General features: G+C 58.1%; 6 protein-coding genes. All 6 read left to right on the forward strand.

What is annotated here, in order from left to right; all coding sequences use genetic code 11:
* Positions 1-22 precede the first annotated feature (22 nt).
* A complete protein-coding gene (locus HII33_RS01145; RefSeq protein ID WP_179393962.1) occupies positions 23-1654 on the forward strand; it encodes an alpha-glucosidase in 1632 nt (543 codons plus the stop codon).
* Between the two features lie 92 nt (positions 1655-1746).
* Positions 1747-4017, forward strand: a complete 2271-nt coding sequence (locus HII33_RS01150; RefSeq protein WP_179393963.1) for a glycoside hydrolase family 31 protein — start codon at positions 1747-1749, stop codon at positions 4015-4017.
* Positions 4018-4240: 223 nt separating this feature from the next.
* Positions 4241-5728: a family 1 glycosylhydrolase gene (locus tag HII33_RS01155; protein ID WP_179393964.1), complete on the forward strand. Its 1488-nt coding sequence runs from the start codon at positions 4241-4243 to the stop codon at positions 5726-5728.
* A gap of 70 nt (positions 5729-5798) precedes the next feature.
* Positions 5799-6614, forward strand: a complete 816-nt coding sequence (locus tag HII33_RS01160; protein ID WP_179393965.1) for a Cof-type HAD-IIB family hydrolase — start codon at positions 5799-5801, stop codon at positions 6612-6614.
* A 209-nt stretch (positions 6615-6823) separates the two neighbouring features.
* Entirely contained in the window at positions 6824-8254 is a 1431-nt protein-coding gene (gene pyk, locus HII33_RS01165; RefSeq protein ID WP_179393966.1) for a pyruvate kinase, read from the forward strand.
* A 451-nt stretch (positions 8255-8705) separates the two neighbouring features.
* Positions 8706-18125 (forward strand): mucin-binding protein, encoded by a 9420-nt coding sequence (locus tag HII33_RS01170; protein WP_179393967.1) that lies wholly within the window; start codon positions 8706-8708, stop codon positions 18123-18125.
* Positions 18126-18483: the final 358 nt, after the last annotated feature.

Raw genomic sequence — 18483 nt, forward strand, 5'->3', positions numbered from 1 at the left:
TGTAAATAAAAGAGGTAATTGAATGACGACTGGTAAATGGTGGCAGAACGTTGTAATGTACCAGATTTACCCACGCTCCTTCCAAGATAGTAACGGGGATGGAGTCGGCGACATCCCTGGGATCATCTCACGCTTAGATTATCTGCAACAGTTGGGTGTCGGAGGGATCTGGCTTAGTCCGGTCTATGCGTCGCCTAACGATGACAACGGGTACGATATTTCGGATTACGAAGCGATCATGCCGGAATTCGGCACGATGGCGGATATGGAACGACTGATTGCAGAAGCCAAGGCGCGTGGGATTCGGATCGTGATGGATTTGGTTGTGAACCACACCAGCGATGAGCACCGCTGGTTCGTAGAGGGCCGAAAAGCCAAAGATGCACCGTATCACGATTTTTACGTCTGGCGCGATCCGGTTGAAGGGCAGGATGTTCCGAATGATCTGCGTTCGACGTTTAGCGGCCCAGCTTGGACATATGACCCGACGGTTGGCCAGTACTATCTGCACCTGTTCAGCCCGAAGCAGCCGGATCTGAATTGGGCCAATCCAGTGGTGCGGCACGCTGTTTATGACATGATGAACTTCTGGATTGCTAAGGGGATCGGTGGGTTCCGCATGGACGTGATCGATTTGATCGGTAAGGAACCCGATAAGATGATCACGGGCAACGGCCCAAAGCTTCACGATTACTTGCAGGAGATGAATCGAAACACATTCGGTGGTAAAGACTTGATGACAGTGGGTGAGACCTGGGGCGCAACACCTGAAAATGCCAAGTTGTTCTCAGACCCGGCGCGGCATGAGCTGTCAATGGTCTTCCAATTCGAGCACAGCGGGCTCGACCAGCAGCCTGGGGGTGAGAAGTGGGATCTCCAACCGCTGGCGATCCCCAACTTGAAACGCGTCCTTTCCAAATGGCAGACGACGTTAGGCGAGCGGGGTTGGAACAGTCTGTTCTGGAATAATCACGACCTGCCGCGAATTGTGTCGCGTTGGGGCAACGATCAGACTTATCATGACCAGAGCGCGAAGCTATTTGCGATCCTGCTGCACATGATGAAAGGAACGCCTTACATCTATCAAGGCGAAGAAATCGGCATGACGAACTATCCAATCACCGATGCCTCAGAGATTGATGATATTGAGAGCCTGAATCTTTACAATGAACGGGTTCAAGCGGGTTATGATCCAGCCGGTGTGATCCACTCGATTAATGTCAAAGGGCGAGACAACGCACGGACCCCAATGCAGTGGGACGCTAACGATGGGGCGGGTTTCACCACCGGTAAGCCATGGCTACACATTAACCCGAACCATGTACAGTACAACGTGGCGAGCGAGGTGGCCGATGCGGACTCAGTTTGGGCGACCTATCAGCAGTTGATTGCGCTACGTAAGCAGAATGATCTGGTAGTTTGGGGCGATTATGCGCTGCTGGAAGATACCGCTGATGACGTGTTTGCCTACTACCGGACGGATCAAAGTCATCGGTGGCTGGTTGTTGCCAACATCTCAGCGGAGCCGAATGCGTTCACGTTGATGGATCAGGCTGAACGGCTGATCATCAGCAATTATGCGGACACAGCACTGACTGGTGGCGAGCGGCAGTTGCGGCCGTATGAGGCATTCGTGGTTGAAGTGAAGGCATAGACGACGCCTTGATAGGCAAAAGTGGGTCCTTTCGAGGGCCTGCTTTTGCCTAAAATGGGAATCGTCTCGAACTAACCGAGTGAGGGATGAAAATGAAAAACAATGTATTGACGGATGGGCACTATCGCATCACCGTCTTAACTGACGGTTTGTTGCGCTTGGAATATTCAACGCAGGGCCAGTTCGTTGACCAGCGTACGATTCAGGTCACCAACCGGAGTTTTCCAGTCTTTGACTACACGGTGATCGATAAAGCTGACCAGCTTGAGATCATCACGAAGGAACTGCATCTGTTTTATGATAAGCAGCCCTTCTCGCCGAGCGGCTTGGTGATCCAGATGACCCCGGCTGACGAGCGTTATGGCGGGACGTACCGTTACGGCGATCACCCGAACACCTTGAAAGGGACCGCCCGGACGTTGGACGGCTGTGACGGGGAGACACCGCTGCAGGATGGCATCATTTCCCGAGAGGGGTTCGCGCTGCTGGATGACTCCGAGACCATGCTGTTGGCTGACGATCAGATCCTGAGTGCCAAGGCGACTCAGTCAACGGATCTGTATTTCTTTGGCTACAACCATCACTACAAGACAGCGCTACATGACTTTTATCGGTTAAGCGGCGCAACACCGCTGCTGCCGCGGTTTACCTTAGGCAACTGGTGGAGTCGCTACTGGCCGTATACTGAGGCGAGTTATCTGAAGCTGATGGACCGGTTCCGCGCCGAAGAGATTCCGCTATCCGTCGGTATGATTGACATGGACTGGCATCTGACGGACATTCCGCAGCAGTGCGGCAGTGGCTGGACGGGTTACACGTGGAACAAGCAGCTATTCCCGGACCCAGCCCGGTTCCTGAACAAGTTGCACACGCTCGGAATGCAAACTAGCCTCAACGTGCACCCGGCTGACGGGATCCGTCCGTTTGAAGCGGCTTATCCAGCAGTGGCCGAGGCGCTGGATCTGGATCAAGTCAAAGGGGAACCTGCGTCCTTTGATTTGATGAACCTCAACTTCCGCCGCGCGTACTTCGAGCTGGTGCACCATCCACTTGAAAAAGAAGGCGTCGACTTCTGGTGGATCGATTGGCAGCAAGGTACGGTGTCCCGCGCCGCGGATGTCGATCCGCTGTGGTTGCTCAACCACTACCACTATCTGGATCACCAACTGCATCATGCCGACGGATTAATTCTCTCACGGTATGCCGGCCCTGGTAGTCACCGTTACCCGGTCGGCTTCTCAGGTGATACGATCATCAGCTGGCGTTCTTTGGACTTTCAGCCGTACTTCACGGTAACTGCTTCCAATATCGGTTATGGGTGGTGGAGTCACGACATTGGTGGTCACATGGGCGGCACGCGCGATTCGGAACTCACGACGCGCTGGGTTCAACTGGGGGTCTTCAGCCCGATCAACCGGCTGCATAGTTCAGCTAACCGTTATTCTGGCAAAGAACCGTGGAAATTTGATGCCCGCTATCACCAGACCATGGCTGAGTATCTGCGGTTACGGCAACGCTTAGTCCCGTATCTTTACACGATGAATGTGCGGGCGCATGAGCAAGGTGATCCGTTGATCGAGCCGATGTATTATGCTTATCCGCGCGATGACCGAGCGTATCAGTACCGTAACCAGTATCGATTCGGGACTCAAATGATGGTCATGCCGATCACGACTCCAGAGCGACCCGCGCTTCAGTACGGGACTGTGAAGATGTGGTTCCCAGAAGGCGACTGGCGGGACATGACGACCGGTTGGCACTATCCGGGCAATACCGAAATGACCGTCAACCGCCGGCTGGAAGACTATCCGGTCTTCGTTCAGGCCGGTGCGATCGTGCCGATGGTCGGCGTCGATCAATCTGCAGACTTCGGCACCGCATTACCGGATGTGATCGACTGGTGGGTCTACCCTGGTGCGGACAATACGTTCGCGATGGTCGAAGACGACGGTGATCGACGTGTCGTGTCAACGCTGCACTTAAACGCGAAGATCAATCAAGTCAGCCTGTCCGTGACCGGGGACACGACGATTCTGCCTGTCCAACGCAAGCATCGCGTCATCGTCGTCGACCGTGGCGTCCAGACGACATGCGCAATCAGCGATGGCGGCGTGGTCGACTTACCACAGTCTGATTCTCAAGCGACCCAAGCCGCGATGTCGGCCGTGCTTGATGAACGAATCAAGCGACCAATCAATGGCTATGACTTCAAGGGTGAGCTGGCCGACAGGCTGACCACGCTGAAGGGGACCGCGTTGGATGACTATCTTCAGACGCTGACAGATCGCGATTTGGCTGCGCTCTACCACGAACTCGTACGGGTGTCTAGCTGCTCCGGGGTCGCACTCAACCTCCAAGAATAGGATTGGCCGCATCGCTTAATGTCACGGCGCTTTATCTTGAGGTGTTTGACGGGCTTGGGGCCTGCGGTTGATACGGATAAATATTTTTTGCCGAAAGCCGAGTCGTCTCGCTTTCGGCTTTTTTGAGGCCGTCAATTCTGACCGCAACCGCTTGCAAAAACGTCCCATTCACCCGGCTCGGTTTGGTACACTGAGGATAGTGACACTGAAAGGATGGGATAGCATGGCTTTTGACCAGCAATTTCTGTGGGGCGGCGCGACCGCTGCGAATCAGTACGAAGGGGGCTACCTGGACGGTGGCAAGGGGCTGAGCACGTCGGACGTGCTGACCGCCGGCGCCTATGACCAGCCGCGGCGCGTGACATGGCGCGATCCGGCGACCGGTGAGACCGGGTCGACGCCGTTCGTCTTGTTTGCCGGCGGCCGCCAGGTCCCGGAAGGCGCGGAACCCGCCGTGATCGATGGCGAGTACTATCCGAGCCACACCGCGACGGATTTTTACCACCATTACAAAGAAGACATCGCGCTGATGGGCGAGATGGGCTTCAAGTGCTTCCGGCTCAGCATCAACTGGGCGCGCATCTTCCCGAACGGGGACGACGCGACGCCGAACGAAGAAGGGCTGCGCTTCTACGACCAGGTCTTTGACGAATGCGCGAAGTACGGCATCGAGCCGCTGGTCACCCTGTCGCACTACGAGACGCCGCTGCACCTGGCGATCAAGTACGGGGGCTGGACTGATCGCCGGTTGATCGACTTCTTCGTGCGCTACGCGACCACCGTGTTCAAGCGCTACGTCGGTAAGGTGAAGTACTACTTGACCTTCAATGAGATCAACATGATGGAACACTCAGCGTTCATGGCCGGGGGGATCGTCGACGGAACGCCGCAGAACAAGGCGCAGGGCGCGCACAACCAGTTCGTCGCCAGTGCGCTGGCCGTGAAGGCGGCCCACACGATCGATCCGGCGCTCCAGGTCGGGCAGATGCTTGCGTACGGGCCGCTGTACGCCTTCACCCCGGACCCAGCGGATCAGCTCAAGGCACTGCTGGCGATGCAGCCGACGCTTTTTTATGCCGACGTGCAGACCGGTGGCCACTACCCGAAGTACCAGCTGCAAAAATACGCGCGCGAAGGCATCGAATTGGCCGACACACCGGAAGACTACGAGCTGCTGGCGCAGTACCCGGCCGACTTCCTGAGCTTCTCCTGTTACGGCTCCAACGTTGTGACGACGCATGACGACGTCGGTGAATCGGCCGGCAACCTGATGACCGGGGTGAAGAATCCGTACTTGAAGACCAACGCCTGGGGCTGGGCGACCGACCCGCAGGTACTGCGCATTGCGCTCAATCAGCTGTACGACCGCTACCACAAGCCGCTGTGGATCGTGGAAAACGGGATCGGATGGGCTGACGAGCTCACGGCGGACGGCAAGGTCCACGACAGCTATCGCATCGAGTACCTTCAGGCCAACCTAGCGTCCATGCGCGATGCCGTCACCCTCGATGGGGTCGAGCTGATGGGCTACACGATGTGGGGCTGCATCGACTTGGTTTCCGCGGGGACCGGCGAGATGAAGAAGCGTTACGGCTTCGTCTACGTTGACCGCGACGACCGCGGCAACGGAACACTGGCCCGGACGCCGAAAGATTCCTTCTACTGGTACCAACGAGTGATCGCCACGAACGGCTCGGACCTCAGCAACTAAGTGGGATGGGGCTTGAACGCACCGGGTTCAGACCCCATCGTGCGCGCCTCGAAGACAAGGAGTGTTGACCATGTCGATCAAGCTGATCGCATTAGATATCGATGATACGTTACTGACCTCTGACCAGACCATCCTGCCGAGCACCAAGGCGGCGGTCGCCGCGGCCTTGGCGCGTGGAATCAAGGTCGTGCTCTGCACCGGCCGCCCGCTGGCCGGCGTTCAGCCGTTCCTCGACGCGCTCGGCATCACCGGGCCCGACCAGTACGTCGTCACCTACAACGGCGCGGTGATCGAGACCGTCGCCGGGCAGGTCGTCGCGAAGCGCCTGATCGACCGCGCCGGCTACGAGACGCTGACGGCGTACGCCAAGGCGCAGCACCTGCCGTTCAACGTGCTGGATGAAGACAGTGTGATCTACACCGCCGACCGTGACGTCGACGCGATCACCGTGGTCCAGGCGTTGGAAAACCAAGCGGGCATCCTGATCCGCGACCCGGAAGACCTGCCGGCGGACTTTGCGATCGCCAAGGGCCTCTTCGTCGGGGACCCCGCCCAGCTGGACGCCGCAGAACCCGCGGTGCACGCGGCGTTTGACGCCGACTATTCGGTCATTCGCGCTGGGCGCTACTTCCTCGAGGTGATGCAGGCCGGCGTGGACAAGGGCCAGGCCCTGCGCGACCTAGCCGCGCTGCTCGGGTTCACGCGCGACGAGCTGATGGCGGTCGGGGATGAAGGCAACGACCTCGCGATGTTCGCCGCGGTCGGCACCGCCGTCGCAATGGGCAACGGCAGCGACATCGCCAAGGCTGCCGCCGGCCACGTGACGGGCACCAACGACGAAGGTGGGCTAGCGGCCGCCATCGAGCGGTTCGCGCTGACGGACTGAGCGATCCGGACACGAGCGCCTGGGGACACCAAGTGGTGGCGCCAGGCGCTTTTTGCCGGCGGCGGACCGGTCGGCGCCGGCAACGGGGGCATTTTTTTCGCGGAATCCCTAAAAAGTTTGTAAATACAGCCGAAATTCCTTAGAATTAGGCTGTGATGCTTATCACGCATTAGACGGCAACTGCCACAACTATATGGAGGAATACAAGTATGCGTAAGACGAAGATCGTCTCCACCTTGGGCCCTGCGTCCAATGACCTGGAAACGATTAAGGCGCTAATCGGCGCCGGTGCTAACATTTTCCGGTTCAACTTCTCTCACGGTGACCACGAGGAACAGCTCGGCCGTATCAACCTGGTCAAGCAGGCGATGAAGGAGACCGGCGTCAAGGTCGGCCTGATGCTCGACACCAAGGGTGCTGAGATCCGGACGACCGCTACGACCGACGGCGGCAAGGTGGAATACGACAAGGGCGACAAGATCACCCTGACGATGAACACCGGTGCGCTGAGCCACAAGGGTGCCATCGACATCACTTATGGCGGCCTGTACGACGATGTTGAGCTCGGCCACCACGTGCTGTTCGACGACGGGTTGCTGGACACGGTCATCGTTGACAAAGACGCAGCGAACCGCGCCCTGATCCTGGAAGTGCAGAACCCAGCGATCCTTGGCTCCAAGAAGGGTGTCAACTCCCCTGGTGTCTCCCTTCAGCTGAAGGGGATCACCGAAAAGGATAAGGATGACATCCGCTTCGGCGTCGCTCAGGGCATGAACTTCATCGCCGCCTCCTTCGTCCGCAAGACGAGCGACGTGCAAGAGATCCGCGACGTGCTGGCTGAAGTCGGCGGCGAGGACCTCATGGTGATCCCAAAGATCGAATCTCAAGAAGGGATCGACAACGTCGATGCCATCCTCGAGATGTCCGATGGGATCATGGTTGCTCGTGGCGACATGGGGATCGAGATCCCTTACGAAGAGGTTGTGGCGGTTGAGCAGATGCTCATCCACAAGTGCAACCTCGTCGGCAAGCCAGTCATCACCGCGACGCAGATGCTTGACTCCATGCAGGAGAACCCACGCCCGACGCGTGCTGAAGTGACCGACGTGGCCTTCGCCGTCCTTCAGGGGACCGACGCCACCATGCTGTCCGGCGAATCCGCGAACGGGGACTACCCGATCGAATCCGTCCACACTATGGCGGTCATCGACGAACGGGCCGACCGCATGCGCCCGTTGCACTCCCCAGTGCTTGAAGAGCTGAAGACCTCTGGCTCCATCACCACCACCACCGCGATCGCTGCCGTTACGGCTGCAGAACGCGTCAACGCCAAGGCGATCATCGCGCTGACCGCTAGCGGCTACACCGCGCGTCAGATCTCCCGCCTCAAGCCTGAAGCGCCGATCACCGCGGTGACCTACGACGAACGCACCGCTTCTGCGCTGCTGCTGTCCTGGAACGTGACCCCGATGGTCCTCGAAAAAGGGGCAGACTTCGAAGCCCTCGTCGCGAAGGCAGAAGCCAAGCTTGTGGCCGATGGCGTCCTGGCCGAAGGTGACGCAGTCGTTATCGTGGCCGGCCTGCCGCTCTACGAACCAGGCTCCACCAACAATGTGATGGTCCGTCGCGTCGAGAAGTAAGCGACCGCTGACCGATGAAGAGCCCTCATTTTGAGGGCTTTTTTGTTAGAAAACGATGAGAAAGAAAATTTTCATTTTGGCGGGTTGACCGTTATCTGACATTATCACGGGGGCAATACCCTGGCAGTATCGTTCAGGCCAGATCGACCGCATGACAAAATAAATATCTCGATAATGACGCCAAATTCGGGCGCCGTTGAGGGGACGAAACGCTGATCGAGTTGCTGGTGAATGACAGCAACTCAATCAGCGTTTTTGTTATATATCGGGATCATATTGCGTCGTGATCTTGCACACGATCGTTACCGACAGACGGTTGATCTGACGATTTGGCTTGGGGCAATGTATCCGCTTTTTTGGCGAGGTGATATACTCTGCTGTACCGTTTATCAGTGTTATTTTAAACGGTATGTTGATCGAAAATTTCCCGTCTGGGAGGGAGGAACTTGTCGTGTTAGAAAAGTTGAATAAGCAGCACGAACGGGTGGTAAGGGACACGGCGGAAACGCACGTCCGTTACAAGTTGTATAAGCGTGGGCGCAACTGGGTCGTCGCTGGCCTGATGACGGTCGTCTTCGGACTGGGCGCCTTCACCGCCCCGCGGATCGTGCGGGCGGATGAGGCCGTTGCACCGCCGATCAGTGCGGTGAAGGCAGAGGATGAGACGTCGTCTGCTGAGGCGAGTGATGTGGTCCCGGATCAAGTGGACGACGTGGTGTCCGCATCTAGCAATGTGGCAATCGCGCCGCCGGTCGAGGCCAGCACTGAGCACGATGAGGCCGAAGCGGCACCGGCAGTGGCGACCGCCGATCCCGAACCGGAGGCCCTAGCCGCAGCGGAAGCGGCGACATCAGCGGCGCCGACGCCAGAAGCAAACTCAGCCAGTACGCCAGAGCAACCGGCATCGGACGTCACGACTGCAGCAGAACCAACAGTGGTTGCCGCGGCGGAGCCGCTACCGGCGCCGGCGCCATTAGCAGCGGCCGTTCCAGCGCCCGCGGGTGTGATCACTGCGCCTCGGAATATCAACAACAGTGCGGCGATCCGCGAGCAAGCACGGCTCGCCGCGCTGGCGCTTACAACGTCGATCGAAGGTGCGTCGAATTATGCGACGAGCACTAACGGGCAGTATCGTGTGATCACGAGGTGGATCGGCAACAGCGCTAATTTGACACAGGCGCAGATCACAACGACTAATCTTGACTATCGTGGCCATCCGATCGTACCGAATTACCAACTGAACGTCACGAATGTCAGGGAAGTAGACGGCGTCATACAGCTGACGCCAAATTCCGTTATCACTGTGACGATCCCGGTCGGTACGGTTGTCGGCAATACAACGATCCATAATTATGCGTTCAACGTGATCGGTTATCCGAGCCTAAACCTTGCGCCAATTGGGGCTGGATACACGGCGGATCCGACCAAGCCGACAGTGACTAACTCACTTCAGGGGGACATGTCTGTCTATACCTGGCATACGTTGACGTTGTCCGCATCAGTGTCTGTGAGTGGCGGGGCGAATAACATTGGGGCTGAGGGCGTTATGGTGTACTTCAAAACGCCCTTGGCACCGTATGCTGGCACGCAAGATTTTCAACCTTCGGTGATTCTTGCCTACTTTGACGCGCCGACGAGCTACCAACTGACTCCAAAAATCACTTCTCCATTAACGAATGCTGCCACGCTCAGTGGGACTGGGACCGCGACTGGGGATACGATCACCGTGCGTGCGATCGGTGGGTCTCAGACCGTGCAGACCACCGTCGGGTTAAACGGGACTTGGTCGGTCAACCTCGCCGCGATTGGGTTGACGGCTAATCAGGACCTATATGTCGTTGAGTCCAACACACTTGGTGATGAACCGGGCGGTTATATTGTTCAGCATGCGACAGCAACGCGAACGATCAATTACCGCGATGCGGCGGGCAATACGGTCAGTCCATCTGTGACGCAGACATTGAATTTCACACGGTCAGGATTTTTGAATCCAACGACGATGGCTGCTGACTACGGTGCTTGGACTGCGGATGCTAGTAGCACGTTTGTGGCGGTTGGCTCGCCTAATCTTGGAGACAAGTATACGACAACTAAGACTGTGGGCGCGTTGGCGGTCACAGACCCCACAGCACCGGCGCGCGTTGTCAATGTGATTTATAATCCGCTGTTTGCAACGATCGGGCCTGATGATTCCAATACCACTGGAGTTGCGCTGGAGACCCTACGCCGAGAGGTCACAAAGACTATTCATTACGTGAATGACGATGGGACTCAAGCGGCACCGGATTCTGCCACGACATTGAGCTTCACACGCGTTGCAACAGTTAATTTAGAGACGAAGCGCGTGGTTGGTTACACTGCTTGGACAGCGGTGACGGAGAATGCCTTCGCAGCGATCGTCTCACCGTCGATCATGACTAAGATCGCAAGCAAGTTTGCTTCGCAGGTACAGACCGTCTCGGCTTCTGACCTCAACAATCCAACGATCAGTTATGAGGAAACGATCGTGTATTTCCCCGACCAGGTCAGAATAGAACCTGGGATCGGTGCTGATGAAGGCGACGCAGTCTCTGGGGACGATGAAGATCCACGGCGTTACCCTGAGTCGGTCAGCACCGCAGAGCTGACTAGGGTCATCAAAGAGACAGTGCGCTATATCGACGCCAGTACAGGGAATGAGGTCTATGATGACGACGTATTTGAACTGACCTATACGCGCGGTGGGATCATCCGGTTTGACTATGATACCGCGGGGCAGTTAGTGGCGACACCAACACTGGCAGATTGGGAACCGTCACAGTCGACATTTCAGGCGGTGATCGGGCCTTCGAAGGATGGGTTTGTGATCGCTGGCGATATCGAGGCAGTGACGACGACCCCGGAGACAGCTGACTTGACCCGCACAGTCTGGTACTATCCTCAGACCGAATTGGTGCACACTGTGACGGTGACGACAACTTTTGATATGCCAGTCACAGCAGCGGTACAGCGACAAACGATCGATTTTTCTCGCCAGTTGATCCTGACGCTTGATGTTGAGTCGGGAGATACGACGGTCAGTCTCGGTGCTTGGACGCCTGATGTAGCTGGGACTGAGCTGGTCGCAGCACTAGGCACGAACATGCCGATGCCAGACAACGGAGACCCAGTCTGGGCGGCCGGTTGGCGCGCAGCTGTGGTGATCACAGTGAATGACGTACCGGTCGGGGACGGCACGGACCAAGCGATTCAACTTAACAGGACCACTGCGACAGGTGATTCGCTCGCCGTCACATTGAATGGGTTGACGACTGAGATCGATCGACTTGTCACTTACACTGACACGCTAATTCACATTCGCTATATTGATATGAACGATGGTGGGCGTGTGATTGCGGTCATTCACACGACAGAGACGCAGACTGACCCAACGCATTATGGTGATACTTTGATCACAGTTGGTCCCGCTACTGGATCTTATCATTTAGAAATAGATGCGGCGAATATGGCGGATGAAAATGGGTCGATTGTTGATGGTAATGAGCGGTTCACCGCTCAACCAGGACAGACCGTGACCGTCGAACTAAGGCATAAGCTACTGGTTGAACCATTGTCGATCCGGCGTGGGATCCGCTACGTTGTGGAAGACGGTGCCGTTGAGCCGGAAGAACCGTTCGTGATCCAGACCGCGTCCTGGGAACAGATCACAGATCTGTACGCACAAGCATATGGGGATCAGTTGAGTGCGCCGGTTGAGGCAATCATTTATCGACAGCTGAGCGGCTACCTGGCGCTCCCAACACCAGTCATTCCGGAATATGTGGCGAGTCAGGACGAAATTGTTGCAGTTGGTCCTGCGCCTGGAACGACAAGCTTGCGCCCAACAGATAATCTAACGTTCGAAGTGATCTACACTCGCAATGTGTTTACCCCGGCGAATCCAGGTAGTGAAAAAGTCAGCGCAGAGGTCACATGGACCATTGCCCATATCGATGCGTTGACGGGTCAGCCGTTAACCGTGCCGGGATACGTGCCAGCAGAGCTGAAGTTCACGCGCACCGTAACGGTCAACACGGATGGGACAAAGACGTATGCAGATTGGACACCGGAGACTACGGAGAAGTTTACGGACTATGTAGTCCCTGACATCACAGACTACGTGCATACCCAGGGGTCTCTGCTTGGAGGGACGGTAGATGGCGATTCCGGACCTCAAGTAACGACAGTCAAGTATTATCCGGCCGTTGTGACGGTGACACCGGATCAGCCACAAACCTTGGGAACGGCGACCATTGCAGACGATGACGAAAGTCCGAGATATCCAGCTGGTGTGTCGGCGGATGACCTTAACCGAACGCTCACGCGGACGATCGTTTACTGGGATGTCCTTAACGGAACGGTTCTTCGTGAACTGTCAGTTCAAACTGTCAAATTTGAACGTGTCGGCACTGTGACCTTCGTTCAAGATGGGCTACCCGTGGTCACCTATGGGGATTGGCAGCCGGTGACAGAGACCTTCCAAGAAGTGGTGCTCGATCCGGCGGATAAGGAGATCGGGGAGTTGTTCACATTGCAGACGAAGGTGTCCGCGATGACTGTCGGTGCGAGTGACGCTGACTTGACGGAACATGTTAACTATTACCCGACCACCGTGACGATTCAACCTGATCAGCCAGTGACTCAAGGTGATGAGCTGAATCCGGATGATGAGTTCAGCCCTGAATACCCATCGGGTCTTCAGCGGGATGATCTGAACCGGTCCGTGACGCAGACGATCCGGTTCGTGGACCCCGTCAAGAACACTGAGTTACAGCCGAGTGTGGTGGCCGGAAGTCTCGACTTCAACCGTGTCGCAACAGTCAACTTACAGAGTGGGGAGGTCATCTATGGGGAATGGACGCCAGTCACGGCTGATCAGTTCCCTGCGTTTACTGCCATCCCAACGACCTTGAATGACCTGACCGCAGATAAGCAGACACTTGCGCCGACGTCGCCGCTAAAGGACGGTGAGTTGGCTAATGTGACCGAGACCGTCAACTATGTCAGAAAGCCGATCGCTGAGATTGTTGTCACGCCAGATGATCCGAAGAATGAAGACGATGACGTCTTCCCAGACTACGTTGGCGTTCAAAAATACCCAGATGGCGTCAAAGCGGACGATCTGAATCGGATTTTTACCCGGATCATCCACTACCTGAACGGAATGGATGGGACGACGCCCGTCACCAGTAGCGTCACCCAGACACTGACCTACAGTCGGCGCGCAACGATCAAGTATGCGTTGGATGATCAAGGTAACTTGACTGGTGAGGCGCCAGAAGTGATTTATGGCGACTGGACGGCGGTTGCTGCGAGTGAGTTTGTGAGCCAGGAGTCGCCAGTGCTGCCGGATCTATTCACAACCAAGCCGACGACGACGGCGCTAACGCCGACGCAGGACCAGGTCGAGGCGGGAACTCCGATCGAGCAGAAGGTCTTCTACTATCCGGTCATGGTCACAATCAACCCAGACGATCCTCGGGACGAAGGGGTCATCAATTCTGAAGATCCAGATAGCCCAGAGTGGTCGAGTGGTCTCACGGCGAAGGATCTGAACACGGCAGTGATTGAGCAGATCACTTTCGTGGGCCGGCGTAACGGAAATACAACACTGTACAGTGATCAGAATGGCACAGTTCGGGGACCGCTGGAGAAGATGTTGGACTTTACGCGCCAGGCAACGTTGAACCTTCAGACGGGGGCAGTCGGTTATACCGATTGGCAAGGCGTGACCGACGATAACTTTGCAGCCGTGACGTTACCTGAAACGCTTTACGATGATGAAGGAGATGAATACGTTCCGTTAGATCCAGAAATTGCCGCGATCGCCTTGGATCTGACCCAAACAGAACTCGCACCAATCATTTCTCGGATCGCGCTGTACGGCATGCCACCATATAAGACGCTGGAGATCGGGCCGCAACCCCCAGTCGCTGTCGATGATCCAACTGGGCCGAAAAATGCGGGCGACTTGACCAACTCCAAGGATACGTTGGGGCAGCAATACCCGGCAGGGTTGACCGCTGCGGATCTGAATGTGACGGTGACTCTGATCGGTCGCTACATTGTTAGCGATGGTGGCGCTCCTGCACCAGCTGAGACAACGCTGACGCTTGCCTTCGAGCGCGGGGCCACTGTCACCTGGACGGGTGAAACGGATGAGGAGCTGGCCAAAGCGACCGGAGTTGTGGTTTACCATCCGTGGCGTGCAGTGACGAAGGACCTGTTTGATACAGTGACGAGTCCGACGCTGGCAGATTACTTTGCAGATCTATTGGCGGTTGCTGACCGGGATGGCCTCGCATTTCTGAATGCTAAGGACAAGTTTGATGATCAGGTACCACTGGTGGTAGAAGTCACCTACTACCCAACCACCGTGACCGTCACCCCGGACAAGCCGGCCAAAGCCGGTGATCCGGTGATCACCGACCAGGTCGATGGGCCGAAGTATCCGGGAGGTGTGGATGAAGACGCGTTGCACCAGACCGTGACGCGCGTGATCACGCGGATCAACGGGGCAACAGGGGCAGTGATCGAGACGATCACGCAGACGTTGCATTTTGACCGTGAAGCGACCCTGACCTACACGAGTGTGACCGACCTACCAACCCCGACCTACAGTGAGTGGGCCGCGGTCGCCGGGGAGGACGGTGAGTTCGATCAGTACACGCCGGTCACGGTGGTCGACATGATCGCCGATAAGGCTGAGATCGCGGCGGCTGTGCCGACCGTAGACGAGATCGAGCGTGGCCAGGTCGATCCAGAAGACGTGTGGTACTACCCAAGCATCGTCGTGGTCACGCCGGACCAACCGGGGATCGCCGAAGAAGCGGTCTTCCCCCAGGGACCGAGCCCAGTCTATCCAAGTGGTGTGACAGCAGATGATCTGAACCGAACGCTTACCCGGGTGATCACCTACGTCAACGTGCAGACCGGTGCGGTGCTGGGCACGGCGTCGCAGACGCTGAACTTTAAGCGCACGGCCACGCTAGTCTACACGACGATCGCCGATAAGCCGACCCCGGGTTACAGCGCATGGACACCGGTCGATAACGAGGCGAGTGAGTTTGAGCAGATCGCAGTGCCGAGCTTCGACGGTGTGATCGCGTTGCAGCCGACCGTGGCGGCCCAGACGCCGACACAGGCGGAGATCGCTGCGGGGGATGAGTTACCGGTCACGGTGAACTTCTTCCCGACGACGATCACGGTGACGCCAGATCGGCCGGGACCAGAGGGCGAGGACATTTTCCCGGGCATCGACGGCCCGACGTACCCGGCGGGGACCGATACAGCGGATCTGACCAAAACCGTTGAGCGCCAGATCATCTACCACGATGCGGTGAGTGGCGTGGAGGCGTTGGCAGAGACGCAGACCTTGACGTTCACGCGCACCGCGACGCTCGCGATCAACGCAGATGGCACGGTCACCGTCACTGGTTACAGCGACTGGGCCGCGACCGAGGACACCTTTGCTAGCTTCACCGTTGCCCCGCAGCCCGACCGCGTCGCGAACCGCAACACAGTGGCCGAGCGCACGCCGACGAAGGCCGAGCTTGACAGTGAGGGGCCGGTGCTGATCGAACGGGTCTATTTCTACCCAACGACGATCACGGTCGGACCGGACAACCCAGGGGTGACCGGTGAGGGGATCTTCCCCGAGATCCCGGGGCCTGAGTATCCGGCCGGTGTGGAGGCCAAGGACCTGACGAAGACGGTCACGCGCACGATCACTTATGTGGATGCGATGACAGGTGATGCGGCACTGGCAACGACGCAAACGCTGACGTTTACGCGGACCGCGGTACTGACGGTCAACGCAGATGGCACGGCGACGTTCGATCGGTATTCCGAGTGGACCGCCGTCGAAGATACCTTTGCGAGTTTCGACGTGGCGCCTAAGCCGGACCGGATCGCCAGTGCGGCAACGGTGGCGGCGTATGCGCCGACGCAAGATGAGCTCAACGGAGACCGAACCTTTGCCGTGACGGTATACTTCTACCCGACGACGGTCACGGTTGGCCCGGATAATCCAGGGGTGACCGGCGAGGCGATCTTCCCTGAGATCCCGGGGCCTGAGTACCCAGCCGGCGTGGAGGCCAAGGACCTGACGAAGACCGTTACGCGCACGATCACTTACGTTGACGCGATCACAGGCGATCAAGCGCTTGCGACAACGCAATCGCTGACCTTTACCCGGAAGGCGAACTTGGCGATCGGTGCGGATGGCAAGGCGATGTTCACGGGTTACACGGACTGGACGGCAGATGATGACGCGTTTGACCGCTTCGATGTGGTGGCCCGGCCAGACCGATTGGCGAGCCAAGATGTGGTGGCGGCATACGCACCGACGCAACAAGAACTGGACGAGGACGTTCCGTTCGCGGAGACCGTCTACTTCTACCCGACAACGGTCATCGTGACGCCGGAGAAACCTGGTGAAGAAGGCACGGAGATCTTCCCGGAGATCGGCGGCCCGACGTACCCAGGCGGCGTGACCGCTAAGGATCTGAACCGAACAGTGACCCGGGAGATCATTTACCTGAATGCCACAACGGGGGTTGAGATCACGCGCGAACTTCAAACACTGGCCTTCACCCGTGAGGCTACGCTGACCTTCAGCGAGGCCCGCACAGACGCGACAGTCAGTTATGGTGATTGGACTGCGGTGACGTCGGCGACCTTCGCTGCGCATGTTGTTGTTGCCCAGGCCGGCTTAGTGGCCGACCGCGAGACAGTGGCGGCCTACGCCCCGACGCCGGCAGAGATCGAAGCCGGCCAGGCGCCAGCGGTGACCGTGCGGTTCTACGCGGAACTCGTGACGGTCACCCCGGAGCAGCCGCACGAGGAAGGCGATTCGGTGACCCAAGGGGAAGAGGCCGGGCCGAAGTACCCGTCTGGCGTCACCGCTAAGGACTTGAATAAGACCGTCACGCGCACGGTCACCTACGTGAATGTGCTGACCGGCGCGACGCTCGGTCAGCCGGTCACGCAGACCCTGACGTTCAAGCGCGACGCGACGATCAAGTACGTGGCCGGCGGGGCGCCGGTCGTGACCTATGGTAGCTGGCAGGCAGTCGACGCTGACGGCCACACCTTCGGGCAACTCGCGGCCCCGCACTTTGACGGCGTTCTGCCGCTCAAAGCGGCGACGGCAGCGCACACGCTGACGGAAGAAGAGATCACGGCGCAGAGTGCTTGGAAAGAGCTGTTGGCCTACTACCCACAGACGATCACGGTGACACCGGATAAGCCAGGCACGGCTGGGGAGCGGATCGTGGATGATCCGAACAGCCCGTTGTACCCAGCAGGGGTGGACGCCAAGGCCCTCAACCAGCAGGCGATCCGCACGATCCATTACCGCGATCAGAACGGCCGCACGCTCGCCCCAAGTGTGACGGTGACGCTCGGTTTCCACCGTAGTGCGACCCTGACTTTCGATGAGGCAGGTAACGTGACCGTCGTCTACGCACCATGGCAGGCGGACACTACCAACACGTTCCCAGCCGTCACCAGCCCGCTCGTGCAGGGCTTCGTGACCACGCAGACCAGCCTTGCCGCACGCCAGGTTGCCGGCCCAGGCACGACGGAAGAGATCGTGCGTTATGTGCCGGTCAAGGCCGACCCTGAGCCGGGTACAGATCCGGGTCCAGATACAGATTCAGAACCGGCGACAGAACCGGCACCAGCACCAACCGTGAAGGCCGCCCCGCAGTCGCGCCCGGCCAAAACGGTCGGCCGGCTGCCACAGACGGGGGACCGGGCCACGACTAACGTGACAGCGCTCGGGTTGATCCTGCTGAGCCTGGTCGGAACGCTCGGCGCAGTCGTGGGCAAGCGGCGGAAGCGGCGCTGATCCCTGGAGGGTAAGCGGGCCCTGCCAGACACGCGCTAGCAGGTGACATGCAATGAAGGAGGCGAAGGCATGCATGAGCGATATAATGCACTGCAGCTGCCGCGGCGACCACCTCGCAGCAGGGGCCAGGCGCTGCACAGGCGCGCCGGGTCACTAGGCGGGTGACCGCGTGGACGCTGGGCTGACTGGCCTGAGATTGTGAGCGGCGGTCGGCGGCCTGGATGGTCAGCTGATTGCTGAGGACACTTAACGATATCGAACCGATCGCGTGGCGGCCAGCGCCGAGATCTAGCGCTGGCCGTTTTTGGGTGCGCATTGTCGTGCGATGGCGCCGATCCCGAACATTATTCGGGGTTGG

The organism is Lacticaseibacillus absianus, assembly GCF_013407595.1.
Classification (GTDB): Bacteria; Bacillota; Bacilli; order Lactobacillales; family Lactobacillaceae; genus Lacticaseibacillus; species Lacticaseibacillus absianus.